12 protein-coding genes are annotated in these 15,282 nt (G+C 70.2%); 7 read left to right on the top strand and 5 right to left on the bottom strand.

Features of this window, described 5'->3' with window-relative positions:
* The first annotated feature begins 29 nt into the window (after positions 1–29).
* The 5 genes from ACQP2E_RS31345 to ACQP2E_RS31365 are packed head-to-tail and all read left to right on the top strand — an operon-like array spanning position 30 to position 4,505.
* Positions 30–290: a phosphopantetheine-binding protein gene (locus tag ACQP2E_RS31345; protein WP_433826563.1), complete on the top strand. Its 261-nt coding sequence runs from the start codon at positions 30–32 to the stop codon at positions 288–290.
* Positions 287–1,057, top strand: coding sequence for a 2,3-dihydro-2,3-dihydroxybenzoate dehydrogenase (locus tag ACQP2E_RS31350; RefSeq protein ID WP_433826564.1), 771 nt, complete (start codon positions 287–289; stop codon positions 1,055–1,057). Before ACQP2E_RS31345 ends, ACQP2E_RS31350 begins: the two co-directional genes overlap by 4 nt.
* Positions 1,058–1,090: 33 nt before the next feature.
* Entirely contained in the window at positions 1,091–2,293 is a 1,203-nt protein-coding gene (locus tag ACQP2E_RS31355) for an isochorismate synthase (RefSeq protein ID WP_433826565.1), read from the top strand.
* The gene (locus tag ACQP2E_RS31360) at positions 2,283–3,863 is read left to right on the top strand and encodes a (2,3-dihydroxybenzoyl)adenylate synthase (RefSeq protein WP_433826566.1); all 1,581 of its coding nucleotides are present in this window, start codon (positions 2,283–2,285) and stop codon (positions 3,861–3,863) included. Before ACQP2E_RS31355 ends, ACQP2E_RS31360 begins: the two co-directional genes overlap by 11 nt.
* A gap of 3 nt (positions 3,864–3,866) precedes the next feature.
* Positions 3,867–4,505: an isochorismatase family protein gene (locus ACQP2E_RS31365; RefSeq protein ID WP_433826567.1), complete on the top strand. Its 639-nt coding sequence runs from the start codon at positions 3,867–3,869 to the stop codon at positions 4,503–4,505.
* Between the two features lie 62 nt (positions 4,506–4,567).
* Here ACQP2E_RS31365 and fes read toward each other — a convergent pair whose 3' ends face one another.
* A complete protein-coding gene (fes, locus tag ACQP2E_RS31370; protein WP_433826568.1) occupies positions 4,568–5,818 on the bottom strand; it encodes an enterochelin esterase in 1,251 nt (416 codons plus the stop codon).
* A gap of 48 nt (positions 5,819–5,866) precedes the next feature.
* On the opposite strand from fes, the gene ACQP2E_RS31375 reads away from it, so the two are divergent.
* Complete coding sequence (locus ACQP2E_RS31375) at positions 5,867–9,706, top strand: amino acid adenylation domain-containing protein (RefSeq protein WP_433826569.1); 3,840 nt, start codon at positions 5,867–5,869, stop codon at positions 9,704–9,706.
* 525 nt (positions 9,707–10,231) lie between these two features.
* Here ACQP2E_RS31375 and ACQP2E_RS31380 read toward each other — a convergent pair.
* From ACQP2E_RS31380 to ACQP2E_RS31395, 4 genes are read right to left on the bottom strand one after another with little or no spacing between them, the layout of a single operon-like run.
* The gene (locus ACQP2E_RS31380) at positions 10,232–11,266 is read right to left on the bottom strand and encodes a FecCD family ABC transporter permease (protein ID WP_433826570.1); all 1,035 of its coding nucleotides are present in this window, start codon (positions 11,264–11,266) and stop codon (positions 10,232–10,234) included.
* Positions 11,263–12,294 carry a FecCD family ABC transporter permease gene (locus tag ACQP2E_RS31385; RefSeq protein WP_433826571.1) on the bottom strand — a complete coding sequence of 344 codons (1,032 nt, stop codon included), beginning with the start codon at positions 12,292–12,294 and terminating at the stop codon, positions 11,263–11,265. Before ACQP2E_RS31385 ends, ACQP2E_RS31380 begins: the two co-directional genes overlap by 4 nt.
* Positions 12,291–12,896: a hypothetical protein gene (locus tag ACQP2E_RS31390; RefSeq protein ID WP_433826572.1), complete on the bottom strand. Its 606-nt coding sequence runs from the start codon at positions 12,894–12,896 to the stop codon at positions 12,291–12,293. Before ACQP2E_RS31390 ends, ACQP2E_RS31385 begins: the two co-directional genes overlap by 4 nt.
* Positions 12,897–12,905: 9 nt before the next feature.
* A complete protein-coding gene (locus ACQP2E_RS31395; RefSeq protein ID WP_433826573.1) occupies positions 12,906–13,877 on the bottom strand; it encodes an ABC transporter substrate-binding protein in 972 nt (323 codons plus the stop codon).
* 207 nt (positions 13,878–14,084) lie between these two features.
* Between ACQP2E_RS31395 and ACQP2E_RS31400 the strand changes: the two genes are divergently transcribed.
* Positions 14,085–15,227: a hypothetical protein gene (locus ACQP2E_RS31400; RefSeq protein WP_433826574.1), complete on the top strand. Its 1,143-nt coding sequence runs from the start codon at positions 14,085–14,087 to the stop codon at positions 15,225–15,227.
* The last annotated feature ends 55 nt before the right edge of the window (positions 15,228–15,282 follow it).

Here is a 15,282-nt window from a genome sequence, read left to right on the forward strand (position 1 = left end):
CTTACCTAACAACGAACGGAGCCGATGGCATGACCGTGCCCTTGGACAAGGAACGTCTGCGCCGGGACATCGCGGAGGTTCTGGAGGAGGACCCCGCCGATCTCGGGGACGACGAGAACCTGATTGATCGCGGGCTCGACTCCATCCGCGTCCTGATGCTGTCCGCGCGCTGGCGTGAGGATGGTCACGACATCGGCTTCCTGGATCTGGCGGACGAGCCGACCATCGCGGCATGGGCTTCCCTTGCCGACAAATCCGCCGGTGAATCAGCTGGGAACACCAGCCGGTGACCGGGTTCGGGCTGGCCGGGACGGTTGCTCTGGTGACCGGCGCGGGGCAGGGCATCGGCCGGGCGGTCGCGTGCGCGCTCGCCGGCGAGGGTGTCCGGGTGGCCGCCGCCGACCGGAGCGGCGACGGGGTCCGGCAGCTCGCGCAGGAGTGCCCCGGCATCCTGCCGCAGGTCGCCGACGTCACGTCGGCCGAGCAGGTGGAAACTGTCGTGGACGCCACCGAGAAGTTCTTCGGGCCGATCGACCTGCTCGTCAACGTGGCCGGCGTGCTGCATACCGGAGAAGTCGTCAACTTTAATGATGACAATTGGCAGCACACGTTCGCGGTGAACGTCACCGGGGTCTTCCACGCGAGCCGCGCGGTGGCCAGGCGCATGGTTCCGCGCGGATCCGGCGCGATCGTGACCGTCTCGTCGAACGCGGCCGGTGTCCCTCGCGCCGGAATGGCCGCCTACGCCGCGTCGAAGGCCGCCAGCACCATGTTCACGAAGTCGCTCGGGCTCGAACTCGCGCCGTACGGCATCCGCTGCAACGTGGTCGCGCCCGGCTCCACCGACACCCCGATGCAGCGGGCGCTGTGGACCGAGTCCGGTCCCGCGCCGGTGATCGCGGGTGACCCGGCGACGTTCCGGGCCGGCATCCCGCTGGGCCGGATCGCCACGGCGGAGGACATCGCCGACGCCGTGATCTTCCTGGCCTCACCACGGGCCCGGCACATCACGATGCACGACCTCTACGTCGACGGCGGCGCGACCCTCCGCGCCTGAACGTCCACCGACCACACCCTAGGGAGATCAACTGTGTCCGCCGTCAGCTCCACGCTCGACGGAGCCGGCCTGCTCGCCGCGTACCGGCCGGGCTCGTCGTCGGTGTTCGCCTCCCCGCGCGGCACCCTGCTCGCCGAGGGCGTACGCGCCACCGCCACCACCGTGGCCGACGCGGAAGCCCTGCTCCGGGGCGGTGCGCCGGTCGTCCTCGGCGCCGTCCCGTTCGCGCCGACCAGCCCGGCTGGGCCGGACAGCCCGGACAGCCCGGCGCGCTCGGCCCACCCGGACGGGTGGGCCCACCCGGACAGGCCGGCCCACCCGGCCCGCCTGCTCGTGCCGGAGAACCTGCGCCGCGCCGAGGCGGTCGTCACCCGCGCCGCCACCCCGGCTGCACGACCGGCAGTGCCGTCGATCCCGGACGATGCCTATCTGGCCGCCGTGGCCAGGGCCGTCGCGGACATCAAGGCCGGCGCGTACACGAAGGTCGTCCTGGCCCGCTGCCTGCGCATCGCGGCACCCGGCTTCGACCCGGCCCCGGTGGTACGCGCCCTGGCCGCCGCCGGCAGCTACACCTTCGGCGTCGACCTGGGCGCCGGTCGCACCCTTCTCGGCGCCAGTCCGGAACTGCTGGTCAGCCGCTTCGGGCGTACCGTCTCGGCCCATCCTCTGGCCGGAAGCATTCCTCGCAGCCCTGACCCCGCGGAGGACGCCCGCAGGGCAGCCGCTCTGCTCGCCTCCGCGAAGGACCTGCACGAACACGCGTTCGCGAGCGAGGCGGTGGCCGAAGGACTGAGGCCGTTCTGCCGCGATCTGCGGGTGCCGAGGGAGCCTGCGCTCACCGCCACGCCCACCATGTGGCACCTCGGTTCCCGGATCACCGGAGAGATCGCCGACCCGGGTGTCTCGGCGCTGGCGCTCGCGGCAGCGTTGCATCCCACGCCCGCGGTCTGCGGTACGCCATCGGCGGCAGCGCGGCAGGCGATCGCCGAGCTGGAGACGTTCGACCGCGGCTTCTTCGCCGGGATGGTCGGCTGGACCAGCGCGGACGGCGACGGCGAGTGGGCGGTCACGATCCGCTGCGCCACCGCCGGGCCGGACGGCCTGGACGTCTACGCCGGCGCGGGCATCGTGGCCGGCTCCGATCCGCAGGCCGAGCTGGCCGAGACCAACGCGAAACTCGGCACGATGCTGAGCGCCCTGGGCGTGACCTCTGTGGGAGTGACCGATGTGGCCTGAGGACTTCGCCGCGCGCTATCGGGAGAAGGGTTACTGGATCGGGCAGACCTTCGACGACCTACTGAGGGAGAGCGCCACAGCGTTCCCCGACCGGGTCGCGATCGTCTCCGGAGAACAGCGGATCACCTATCGTGAGCTGCGGGAACGCGCCACCCGGCTGGCCGCGGGCCTGTATGCGCGCGGGATCCAGCCCGGTGATCGGGTCGTGGTCCAGTTGCCCAACGTGGCCGAGTTCTTCGACGTGATCTTCGCGTTGTTCCGGATCGGTGCGCTGCCGGTCTTCGCCCTGCCTGCGCACCGGAGCGCGGAGATCGGGTACTTCCGTTCGCACACGTCGGCGGTCGCGTTCATCACCACCGATGTGTACGACGGTTTTGATCATCGAACGCTGGCCGGGGACGGGCTGACCATCGTGGCCGGCGATCCAGGCGGATTCATCGGCCTTGACACGCTTTATCAAGAGGGTCAGCTCCCCGCCGGGCCGTCCCCGTCCGACCTGGCGTTTCTTCAGCTCTCCGGCGGTAGCACGGGCCTGCCGAAGCTGATACCCAGGACACACGACGACTATCTGTACAGCGTTCGGGAGAGCGCCCGGATCTGCCACCTGAATCAGGACAGCGCCTACCTGGTTGCTCTCCCGGTGGCGCACAACTTCACCATGTCCTCACCCGGTGTCCTCGGCGTCCTGCACACCGGAGGGAAGGTCGTGCTCTCCACCACGCCCGACCCCGCTATGGCGTTCCCGCTGATCTCGGCGGAGTCGGTCACCATCACCGCGCTGGTCCCGCCGCTGGCTCTGGTCTGGCTCGACGCCGCCGATCGGACAAATCCCGATTTGTCGACGTTGGCGACCCTTCAGGTTGGCGGCGCGAAACTCCTCGACTCGGTGGCCGAGCGGATCCGGCCGACCCTCGGATGCCGGCTCCAGCAGGTCTTCGGCATGGCGGAGGGACTGGTCAACTACACCCGCCTGGACGACCCGGACGACATCGTCCTGCACAGCCAGGGCCGGCCGATCTCCCCCGACGACGAGATCCGGGTCGTCGACGACGAGGACGCCGACGTGCCGGACGGAACCGTCGGACACCTGCTGACCCGGGGTCCGTACACGATCCGTGGCTACTGGAACGCCGACGATCACAACAAGGTCGCCTTCACCGAGGACGGCTTCTATCGCACCGGAGACCTGGTGCGACGGCTGCCCGGCGGCTATCTGGTCGTCGAGGGGCGAGCCAAGGACCAGATCAACCGGGGCGGCGAGAAGATCGCCGCAGAGGAGGTCGAGGACCACCTGCTGACCCATCCGGCCGTGCACGACGCGGCAGTGGTCGGGATACCCGACGAGTACCTCGGTGAGCGGAGCTGCGCCTTCGTCGTGGTCAAGCCTGGGGTACGCGTACCCAAGCTCTCCGAGATCCGTGCCCACCTGCGCGACCGAGGTCTGGCCGCCTACAAGATCCCGGACCGGCTGCGGGTGGTGGAGCGGTTCCCGGTGACCGGCGTCGGCAAGACGAGCCGGCGGGAACTACGCACCCTGCTCCGCGAGCTGGCCACCACACCGAAAGGCTGAACCGTGCTCCCCCGCATCACCCCGTACCACCTGCCCAGCGGATTCACCCGCGCCGGCGGCAAGGTCCACTGGCGCGTCGAGCCGGCTCGGGCCGCGCTGCTGGTCCACGACATGCAGAACTATTTTCTGGCGCCGTTCGGCACCGCCGACAACGCGCTGCTCTCCAAGGTCGTCGGCAACATCGCGACGCTGCGGGAGCACGCCGGGCGTACCGGGATTCCGGTGATCTTCTCGGCCCAGCCGGGTGGTCAGTCCCGCGAAGAGCGTGGCCTGCTCCAGGATTTCTGGGGCGACGGGCCGCCGGCGGACGACCGGGCGCTGGCGATCACCGACGCTCTACGGCCCGCGCCGGGTGACGTGGTGCTGACCAAGCGGCGGTACAGCGCGTTCGTCGGCACCGATCTCGACACCGTGCTGGGCGGGCGTGACCAGCTGATCGTCACCGGCGTCTACGCGCACATCGGGGTGCTGGCCACGGCGATGGACGCGTTCATGCGCGGTGTCCAGCCGTTCGTGGTGACCGACGCGGTGGCCGACTTCAGCCCGGCCCACCACGCAGACGCGCTGCGCCACGTGCAGACCCGGTGCGGCGTGGTCGCGTCCACCCGGGAGCTGACCGCCGACCTGCTCACCCCGGCATGACCCGGCTTGCGCTCGTGGTCGCTGTCGACCCCGAAACACGACCGCGAGCGCAAGCCGGTGGGTCAGCCGGGCAGCAGGGTGGACAGGGCTTCGCCGAAGCGTTCGCGCCAGCAGAGGCGGTCGTGGCCGCCGGCGAACTCGCTGTAGGTCAGCTCGTACCCTCGCGCCGTCAGCACGTCGCGCAGGTGGCGGTTGGGGCGCAGGTTGACCCACTCGTCCAGGCCGACCTCGACGTGCCAGCGAACCGGTCGCCGGCCGGCCAGCGCCACCTGGTGGGCGAACCACTCGGCGTCCACATCGTCCGGCGTGCTGCTCTTCCACCAGAACGCGCCGGACTGGCTGAGCACGTTGCCGAACCGCTCCGGATGGCTGAAGCCGGCGAAAGCGGCGGCCAGCCCACCGAGACTCTGCCCGGCGATGACGGTCCGGGACGGGTCGGATGTCAGATTCAGATCATGCCCGGCCTCGGCGATCAGGCCGGTGGCGAGGTACTCGGTGAAGGCCGGATCGCACGCGTACTCGGTGAACCGGGTCGGCTGGTCCCCGCTCTCCGGCAGGAGCGCGACCAGCGGCGGGATCCGGCCGGCCGCGATCAGGTTGTCCAGCACGGGCGCCACCGGCAGCAGCGGACCCCAGATGTCACCATCAAGCAAAACCATCACCGGGTACGCCTCGGCGTGGCCCCGATATCCCGGCGGCAGATAACGCCAGACCTGCCGCCCGCCGGCCTCGACCGCGTCCACGGTTCCCTCGGGCACCCCGGATCGACGCTGCCACCAGCGCGGCGACGGTGTCGCGGCGGGACCGGCGGCGACCGATTTGTGCGGCGGCCGGGACTGTCGCAGGGTCACCGGGTTGAGCGGATCGGCCACCAGGTTCGTCGCGACCTCCCGCCAGTGCGCCGGTCCGAGTTCGAGCGGCTCATGCTCCGACTCGTCCGGGGCGAAGTGGTAACTGCCCATCCAGTCGTCGCGTACCCGGTAGGTCAGGTGCCACAGGTCCGAGCCGGGCAGCCGGCGCATCCGGGAGCGGCTCAGGTCGGAACGGTCGGCCAGCTTGTTGACGAGCGCCAGCACGTCACGGGTGGGCCGCCGCTCGCGCCAGACGAAAGTGATCAGTGTGGCGTCGCGGTCCCGCTCGATCAGCGGGGTGCCGGCGTGTGCCACCTCGGCCCAGAACCGGGCGACCGCGTCCGGGCCGTCGTCACGCAACCGCTGGATGCGTGGACTGTCCACGATGGCCGGTGGCGCGGGACGCGGAGTCCTCGGCGGGACCGACGTCGGCGGGACGTTCTTCGGCCGCTCCGCAGCCATGCACACCTCCATGACAAACCATCCTAGTTTGGTTAGGCTACCCTAACTATGCATGCTGATCATCACCCCCTGACTGCTCCCCAGCAGGCACTCTGGTTCGCCCAGCTCCTTGACCCCGGGAACCCGTCGTACCTCTGCGCCCACCGCATCACCATCGACGGCCCTCTCGACACCGCGCGGCTCGCCGAGGCGATCCGGCAGGTCACCGAGGCCACCGACGTGCTGCGTACCGGCTTCGCCGTCGAGGGTGACCAGGTCCGGCGGATCGAGCAGCCGGCCACCGGCCCGGAGATCGTGGATCTGCCCGGCGAGGCCGCCGTCCGCCGCTGGATCGACGCCGACCTCGCCGAAGCACTGCCGCTCACCGGCGTGCCACTCGTCCGCCAGGCGGTGCTCCGCACCGGCCCGGAACAGACCGTCTGGTACTTCCGGGCTCATCACATCCTGCTCGACGGGTACGCCTTCGCAATGGTCACCGAGAAGGTCGTAGCCGCGTACGCCGCGCTCGGCCGGGGCTCGTCGTTTTCCGCCGCTTTCCCGGCCGCGTTCCGGACGGTCGACTCGCTGGTCGAGGACGAGCAGGCGTACATCGCCTCAGACAGGTTCGCCGACGACCGGCGGTTCTGGCTCGACCGCCTCACCGACACCCCCGAACCGGTCACCCTCAGTCAGCGGCCCGCGCCGACGGCCCATCGGTACGCACACCGGCACATCGAACTACCCGAGTCCACAGCCGACGAGTTGCGTGCCGCGGCCGACCGTCTCGGCGTCACCTGGGCCGAGGCCGCGTACGCGATCACCGCCCTCTACCTGCACCGGATCACCGGCGAGGCCGACCTGACCCTGGGCATGCCGGTCTCCGGCCGCCTCGGCACCGGCGCCGCGCGAGTGCCGGTCAGCGTGGTCAACGTCCTGCCGTTGCGCCTCGCGATGCCGACCGGCCTCACTCTGCGTGGCCTGGTCGCGGCCGTGCGGGACGAGTTGCGCGCCGTCTCGCGCCATCAGCGATATCGGTACGAGTGGCTGCAACGCGATCTGGGGCTGGTCGGGACCGGCCGGCGCCTGTGCGGACCGCAGGTCAACGTCAAACCGTTCCGCCGCACTCTCGACCTCGGGGACGGTGTCTCCGCGCGGGTCCATTACCTGGCCACCGGACCGACTGAGGACCTGGAGGTCACCGTCGGGCTGGACACCGACACCGGGCGGCTCGACCTCACCGTCGACGCCAACCCGGACAGTTACCCGGACGACGAGCTCGACGGCCACTTCGCGCGGCTGATCCGGCTCTTCACCACGTTCGCCGAGATCAGCCCGGACCAGCTGGTGTCCGACGTAGACGTGCTGACCGGCACCGAACGAGATCTTGTGCTCCGCGCTTGGAACGAGACTGCTTCCCGCGTACCCGAGAAGACCCTGACCACGCTCCTGGCGCAACAGGCCGCACGGACGCCGCATGCCCCCGCGGTCCGCGCGGAGGGCGTCGAGATCAGCTATGCGGAGCTGCATGAACGCGCTGACCGCCTGGCGCGATGGCTTGCCGAACGCGGTGCGAAACCCGGCACGCTCGTCGCGGTGGCGATCCCGCGCGGCATCGATCTGATGGTGGCGCTGCTCGGTGTGCTGCGGTCCGGCGCCGGATATCTGCCGCTGGATCTGTCGTATCCGGCCGACCGGCTCACCTTCATGATCGACGACGCGCAGCCGGTCGCCGTGCTGCGCGAGCTTCCTGATCTGCGCCGGGTTCCGCTGATCGAAATCACCCAGGCGTCGCCTTCTGACACGGCCTATGCGATCTACACGTCGGGGTCGACCGGGCGACCGAAAGGCGTGCTGGTCCCGCATCGCGGCATCGTGAACCGGCTGCTCTGGATGCAGCACGAGTACCGTCTGGTCCCCGGCGAACGAGTTCTGCAGAAGACGCCGATCGGTTTCGACGTCAGCGTCTGGGAGCTGTTCTGGCCGCTGATCACCGGGGCGACCCTGGTCATGGCGAAGCCCGAGGGGCACAAGGACCCCGCCTACCTGGCGTCGCTGATCGTCGCGGAACGCATCTCCACGGTCCACTTCGTGCCGTCGATGCTGCGCGTCTTCCTCAGCGAAGAGGCCGCCGCCACCACCCGCACGACGTTGCGCCGGGTGATCTGCAGCGGCGAGGAGTTGCCCGAGGACCTGGCCCGGCGCTTCCACGCGGTGATCGGTTCCGGTCTCCACAATCTGTACGGGCCCACTGAGGCCTCGGTCGACGTGACGTATCAGCCGGTGCTGCCGAGTGATCCGCCCGGGCCGGTACCGATCGGGCGGCCGGTCTGGAACACCCGGATCTACCTGCTCGACGCGGGTCGCCGGCCGGTGCCGCCGGGTGTGCCGGGCGAGCTCTACATCGCCGGTACGCAGCTGGCTTCCGGTTATCTGAACCGGCCGGAGCTGACCGCCGAGCGGTTCATCGACGATCCCGTTCTCGGACGGCTTTATCGGGCCGGTGACCTTGCGAAATGGCGGTTCGACGGGACGATCGAGTTTCTCGGCCGCACCGACGGACAGGTCAAGATCCGTGGATTCCGGGTCGAACTCGGGGAGATCGAAGCGCTGCTCAACGAGCATCCGGCCGTGGGGCGGGCGGCGGTAACGCTCGTTGACGGGCGGCTTTGTGCGTACGTGGTGGGCGGTCTTGATCTTGAAGGGGTCCGAGCGTATCTCGCCCCGCTCGTGCCGGACCACATGCTGCCCGGCGCTCTCGTCGAAATGAGCGAGCTGCCGCTGACACCCAGCGGAAAGCTGGACCGGCGGGCGCTGCCGGCACCTGCTGCGACCGTTTCCGGTGGCGCGCTGCGGACGCCGGCCGAGGTAGCGGTCGCGCGGCTGGTGGCCGAGGTGCTGGGGGTGCCGTTGCCCGGGCCGGACGACAACTTCTTCGATCTGGGTGGGCACTCGTTGCTGGCGGTGACGCTGGTGCAGCGGATCCGGGCTTCACTGGGGTCTTCGTTGTCGCTTGCCGCGGTGTTCTCGGCGCCTACGGTGGCGGGGCTGGCGGCGCGGCTTGATCCGGCAGTGACCGGCGCTGATGGGCTGGGTGTGGTGCTGCCGCTGCGGGCGGGGTCTTCGGGGCAGGCGTTGTTCGTGGTGCATCCGGCGGGTGGGTTGGCCTGGTGTTATTCGGGCTTGCTGGCACATTTGGATCCGTCGGTGGCGGTGTATGGGATCCAGTCCCCGGCGTTCACGGCGGGTGCGGGTGCTGGTGCTGCCGCTGCCGTTGGGGCTGGAGCTGCCTCTGCCTCTGTCGGCGAATCTCTTGCGGATCTTGCCTTGCGATATGTCGGAGAAATCCGTGCGATTCGGGCGCGTGGGCCTTATGCGTTGGCCGGGTGGTCGGTCGGGGGCGTTCTTGCGCAGGAGATCGCGGCGGCACTGCGGTCGGCCGGTGAGGAGGTGTCGATGCTGGCGCTGCTTGATGCGTACCCAAGTGATCAGTGGCGTGACCTGCCCGCGCCGTCCTCGGAGGACGCGCTGCGGGCGCTTCTTCACATGGCGGGGCGCGACGAGTCCGCTGTCGACGGGCCGCTCACCGCCAAGTCCGTGGTCGGTGTTCTCCGGCGTGCGGACAGCCCGCTCGCCGAACTGGGCGACAACGTGCTCGCGAAGATCCCGCAGGTCGTGGCGGAGAACGCGCGGATGATGCGCGAACACCAGCACCGCTTCTTCGACGGCGACGCGCTGATGTTCGTAGCGGCGGCGCCCCGGGCCGAGAATTGGCTGTCGGCGTCCGCTTGGGCGCCGTACATCGGTGGCAAGGTGACCGTCCTTGAGCTGGACTGCACCCACCCGGGCATGGTCTCCCCGGCCACCCTGAAGACAATCGCCAACACCCTGAACCCCCACCTATCCAGCTGACCCCAGCACCGCCGGCCGTACACAGGAGCCGCCGCGCTGTACAGCCGGGAACCGTGGTGTACAGCCGGGACCGTGGTGTAGCCGCGCCCAGGTTGGCTTAACGCCAGGGCTGCCGGCTTAACGCCACGGCGACCCTGGTGTACAGCTCGGGGCCCTGGCGTTAAGCCAGCCCGCGCCGGCTTAACGCCACGGCTGCCGGCTTAACGCCACGGCGACCCTGGTGTACAGCTCGGGGCCATGGTGTTCAGCCAGCCCGCGCCGGCTTAACGCCACGGCTGCCGGCTTAACGCCACGGCGACCCTGGTGTACAGCTCGGGGCCGTGGTGTTCAGCCCGCCCGCGCCGGCTTAACGCTACGGCCGCCAGCTGCACGGCATGGCGACCCTGACGTACAGCCGGGGGCCGTGGTGTTCAGCCAGCCCAGGCCGGCTCAACGCCACGGCCGCCGGCCGCACGCCACGGCCACCGGCCGCACGCCACGGCCGCCGGCCGCACGCCACGGCGACCCTGGCGTGCAGCCGGTTTGCTAGCGGCGGCTGGCTCTCTGCTGGGTGGCCAGTAGCCAGGTCAGGTAGACGCCGCCCAGGGCTGCTGTCAGGACCCCCACCGGGAGGGTGACCGGGGCGAACAAGCGCTGCGCCGCCACATCGGCGACGGCCAGCAGTGCCGCGCCGGTCAGGCCCGCCACCAGCGGTGATGCGTCCGGGGAGCGGGTCAGCCGGCGGGCTACCTGGGGAGCGGCCAGGGCGATGAAGGGGACCGGGCCGGCGGAGGCGGTGGCTACCGCGGTCAGGGCTACGGCACCGATCAGCAGGGCGCGGCGTACGCGTTCGATCGGTACGCCCAAGCCCCCGGCCGTGTCGTCGCCCAGGGCCAGCGTGTCCAACGGGTGTGCCAGGCACAGCACCGCGACGCTGCCGGCTGCTACGGCGATGCCGACCGGGATGGCGTGTTCCCAGCCTCGCCCGTTGAGGCTGCCGGTCAGCCAGACCGCGGCCTGCATCGCATCGCCCAGATCCGCTCTTGTCAGCAGATATCCGTTGAAGGAGGCGAGCACCGCGCTGGCCCCGATCCCGACCAGCACCAATTGGCCCGGGCGGACGACACCGTCCTGCACAGCCAGCAGATAAACCAGCGCCGCCACCACCAGGCCGCCGGTGATCGCGCTGCCGGCGATCACCAGGCTGCCGCCGCCGAGCAGCAGGATGCCGATCAGCGCGCCGGTTGCCGAGCCGGTGGTGAAGCCGATGATGTCGGGGCTGCCGAGCGGGTTGCGGGACAGGCTCTGGAAGACCGCGCCGGCCATGCCGAACGCCATCCCTACGAAAAGCGCGGTGAGCACCCGGGGAAGGCGCAGGCCGTAGACGGCGAACTCGGACGCCCGGTCGCCGTGACCACTGAGCGTACGCAGCACCGCGGACACACTGAGCGGATAGTCGCCGACGGTGAGGCTGTAGACCGCGGTCGCGGCCGCTACCAGCGTGATCAGCACCCCGACGAGCACGGCTCGCGGCGCGAATCGGGTGGAGACGGGTCCGACCCGGAGGACTGCGGATTTCATTTCCGAACTCGCAACCGCCGGACCAGGTAGATGAAGAGCGGCGCCCCGACCATCGCGGTCACCACCCCGGTCTCCAGCTCGCCCGGCCGCCCCAGCACCCGCCCGGTCACGTCGGCGATCAGCAGCAGGCTCGGTGCGGCCAGCGCGGAGAACGCCATCAGCCAGCGTTCGTCGGCGCCGACGATGAAGCGGGCCGCGTGCGGTACGGCCAACCCCACGAACGCGATCGGCCCGGCCGCGGCGGTTGCCCCGGCGCTCAGGGCGACGGCGGCCAGCGCGGCGGTTCCGCGTACCAAAAGGGGGTTTGATCCTAGTGACCGACTTTGATCGTCGCCGAGGGCGAGCGTGTTGAGCGCCGGGCCGATCGACGCGGCGAGCAGAAGGCCGCAGGCGAGGAACGGCGCCACCTGCCAGAAGACGGGCATGCCGCGGTCGGCGAGAGCACCCACGGCCCAGAAGCGAAACTGATCGAAAGCGGTCGAGTCGAACAGAACTACGGCTGAGGTGAAGCCGGTCAGCGCGGCGCCCACGGCGGTTCCGGCGACGGCGAGGCGTGCCGGTGACTCCTTGATCCGGCCGCCTCCGCCGAGCAGGTAGACAAGCGTGAACGCGCCACCGGCGCCGGCCAGCGCGAACCAGACGTAGCCGGCCGGAGCGGTGACACCCAGGAAACTCATCGCGCTGACGATCGCGGCGGCGGCGCCGGCGTTCACGCCGAGCACGCCCGGTTCGGCGAGCGGATTGCGAGTCAGCGCCTGCATCAAGCATCCGGCTACGCCGAGAGCGGCGCCGACAAAAACCCCGAGGAGGGTACGGGGTAACCGCAGATCGCGAACCGCGACAGCGTCCGGACTACCGTCATAATCGGTCAGCGCAGCCCACACGTGTTCGAGCGGCACCGGCCTGGCGCCGAGGGCGACACTCGCCACCACAGCGACAACAAGCGCCACCCCGGCAAGAGCGAGTGCGATGAAGCGACGGCTCGAGGACGTGCGCCGCAAAGCCGGCCGGGCCGAGAGGACCGTCACGCAGATGCCCGCCGGCGACGCCGTTCGATCAGCAGCAGCACGATGCCCGCGATCGGCAGCGCGATGGTCCCAGCCAGCAGGGGCACTGCATCAATGCCCGTTTTCGGCAGAGTGTCGCCAGTGGAAGCAGACGCGGTGGATGAGGCCGACGCGGAAGCCGACGCCCCTGGAGAAGGAGAAGAAGTAGTGGAAGAGGACGCCGCGGTAACGGCGAAATACCCGCTCGCCAGACTCCGCGCCGGCGAGTCGTTCTCCTGCCCGGACCCGGCCAGGAACCGCAACCAGTGTTCCTTCCCGACCGGCGTGGCCGCCGGAACGGTCACCGTCCCGGAGATCGCCCCGCTGTCGCTGGCGGTCACCGAACGCAGGATGTCCACATCGTCCAGCTTGATCGTGACGACCTGACCACGACCGCTGTCGTTCACGAACCCGGTGCCGGTGAACCGGATCGTCTTACCGGCCACCACAGTGCTGGAGGCGAGCGACACCGTCGCGCCCACCGGGTTGGACGGCCGGGGCGCAGCGGCCACCGCAGGCCCACCGGTCAAAACGCCTGCGGAAACGCCGGCGACAACAAGAGCAACGAAGACGGCGACTCTCATGAGCAGTCCTTAGTTGAGAAGAGCTTTGCCGAGCTGGTCGAGGATCACGGTGGCGGCGAGCGGTCCGCCCGCGCTGGCCCACGCGGAGCCGTCCACCGGGATGACGTGTTTGTTGCGGTACGCCGTGAGCTGCGTGAACCCTGGAGTCACGAGCGCGTCGTCCTGGAGCATCCGGGCGCTGGCCTCGACGCCGACAGCGGTTCCGGTGTTGCCGCCCTGCGGATTCGTGGCGCCGCCGAGGGTGCCGAAGAACATCCAGTCGGCGTCGAGCTGGTCGAGGTTCTCCCGGCTGACCGGGGTGGAGTGGCCGAGCCCGTCCTTGTCCTGCGCGGCCGGGCGGCGCAGACCCACGTCGGCGACCACCTTGCTGGGCGGCAGTTCCTTGAGGATCACCGAGGGCTGGCCGGTGCCCCAGCGGACGATGCTGACCGTGTCGCCGGCGTGGTCGCCCAGCTTGCCGCGGATCTCGTCGACCCGGCTCGCGTACCCGGCCAGGACCTTCTCCGCCTCGGCGCTCTTGCCGACCACCTCGGCGAGGCTGGTGAACGCGCCTTTCCAGTCGGCGGCCTTCTTGCTCACGAAGACCGTGGGCGCGATGCCGGCGAGCTTGCCGAGGACCGATGCGTCGGCGGCGACGGTGCCGTCGGTCAGGATCAGGTCGGGTTTCAGCGCGAGGATCTGCTCGATGTTGGGCCCGGCGACGGAGGCGACGATCGGGATCCCGTCGGCCTGGTCACTCAGGTAACCGGGCACGCTTCCCTGCCCACGGCCACTCGTGGTCCCGACGATGTCGACGCCGAGCGCGAGCGCGCCGTCCAGGGTGGGCTCGCTGAGCGCGACCACCCGGGCCGGGCTCCGCGGAACGGTCACCCGGTCGCCATTCCCATCCACGACGGTACGCCCATCAGCCCCCGCGGGATCGGCCGCGGAACCGGATGTGCAGGCGGTCAGGGCCAGTCCGAGAACACTCACGACAGTCATGACTCGCAAGCCGCGTGTTCCCACCGATGCCCTCCAAAGCTCCCGGGTGACCAGCTGCACTCTGTCTAGCTGGCCGACGTTAGGTTAGCCTAACCTCCTTCACGATTGTGATGACCCTTTGGTCAACAATCTCACTCACAATCGGGAAAGGAACCCACATTGAGCCCCTCACGACCTCCAATATGGGCGGCGGCCGTAGCCGGCCTGGTGGCCGCTGCCGCGATCGCCGCACCGGCGTTCGCCGCCGACCCCCGGCCGGACAACGCCAGCGGCGCCACCGTCGCGCTGGTCTCCGCAACGACCACGCCGGGCGGGAAAATCAACTTCACCGGCACCGGTTTCGTCAACACCGACGGCACCGGTTCGGTGGTCATGGTGAAGATCGACGACGGGGTGGTGCGTGACACCGCCGGCTCCGACGTCTTCGCCGAGGTGAAGGCCGCGGACGGCACCGGCACGGTCACCGGCTCGGTCACCCTGCCGACCTCGGTGACCGGTTCCGGCCACTGGCTGCGGATGCTCACCGGATCCGGTGCGGCCGGCGACGCCGTGCGCAGCGTGCACACCGAGCTCTTCACCGTGCAAGCGGCCGCGGCCACCCCGGCGGTCACCCTCGCCTCCGACACGGTGCAGGCGGGCTCGAGCCTGACCGCGTCCGGCGTCGGATATCCGGCGTCGGCCACGGTCACCGTGAAGCTCGACAAGACCACGATCCTGACCACGTTCACGAGCGGCGCCGACGGCACGTTCGCGGGTCAGGCCGTACCGGTGCCGGCCACTGCCGCGGAGGGCGCGCACACCCTGCACTTCCTCGCCTCCCCCGGCGTCAGCGTCCAGGTGAACTTCACCGTCGCGGCCGAGGAGACCGAGGAGCCGGGTGCGGTGTCGGCGACCGTGACCATCACGGCCAGCGTTCCGGACACCGGCGCGCTCGCCCTCAAGGTCAGCTCCGGCTCGGTGGCGCTGAGCACGCCGCAGGTCACCTCCGAGCTCGACGCCCTGGTCTCCACCGGCGCACTGCCGACCGTCACGGTCAGCGACCTGCGTGCGGCGAACCCGGGCTGGAGTGTCTCCGGCCAGATCGGTGACTTCACCGGCACGGCCGGAACCGTCGACGGCAAGTACCTGGGCTGGACCCCGAAGGTCGTCACGACCGCCACGGGTCAGCAGGTGACGGCGGGTTCCGCCGTCGCCGCGGGCACCGGCCTGAAGTCGGCGTCGGCCCTCGCGACGGCGGCGTCCGGCGCCGGCCGGGGCACGGCGGCGCTCGGCGCGGATCTCGAACTGCGTCTGCCCACCACCACGGCGCCGGGTGATTACTCGGCGACGCTCACCCTCACCGCCATTTAGTCAGCACCCGAGAACCGGGACAGGCCTCGGCCTGTCCCGGTTGTCATCGTGAAAC

The sequence above is a fragment of the Actinoplanes sp. CA-015351 genome, assembly GCF_050955685.1.
Classification (GTDB): Bacteria; Actinomycetota; Actinomycetes; order Mycobacteriales; family Micromonosporaceae; genus Actinoplanes.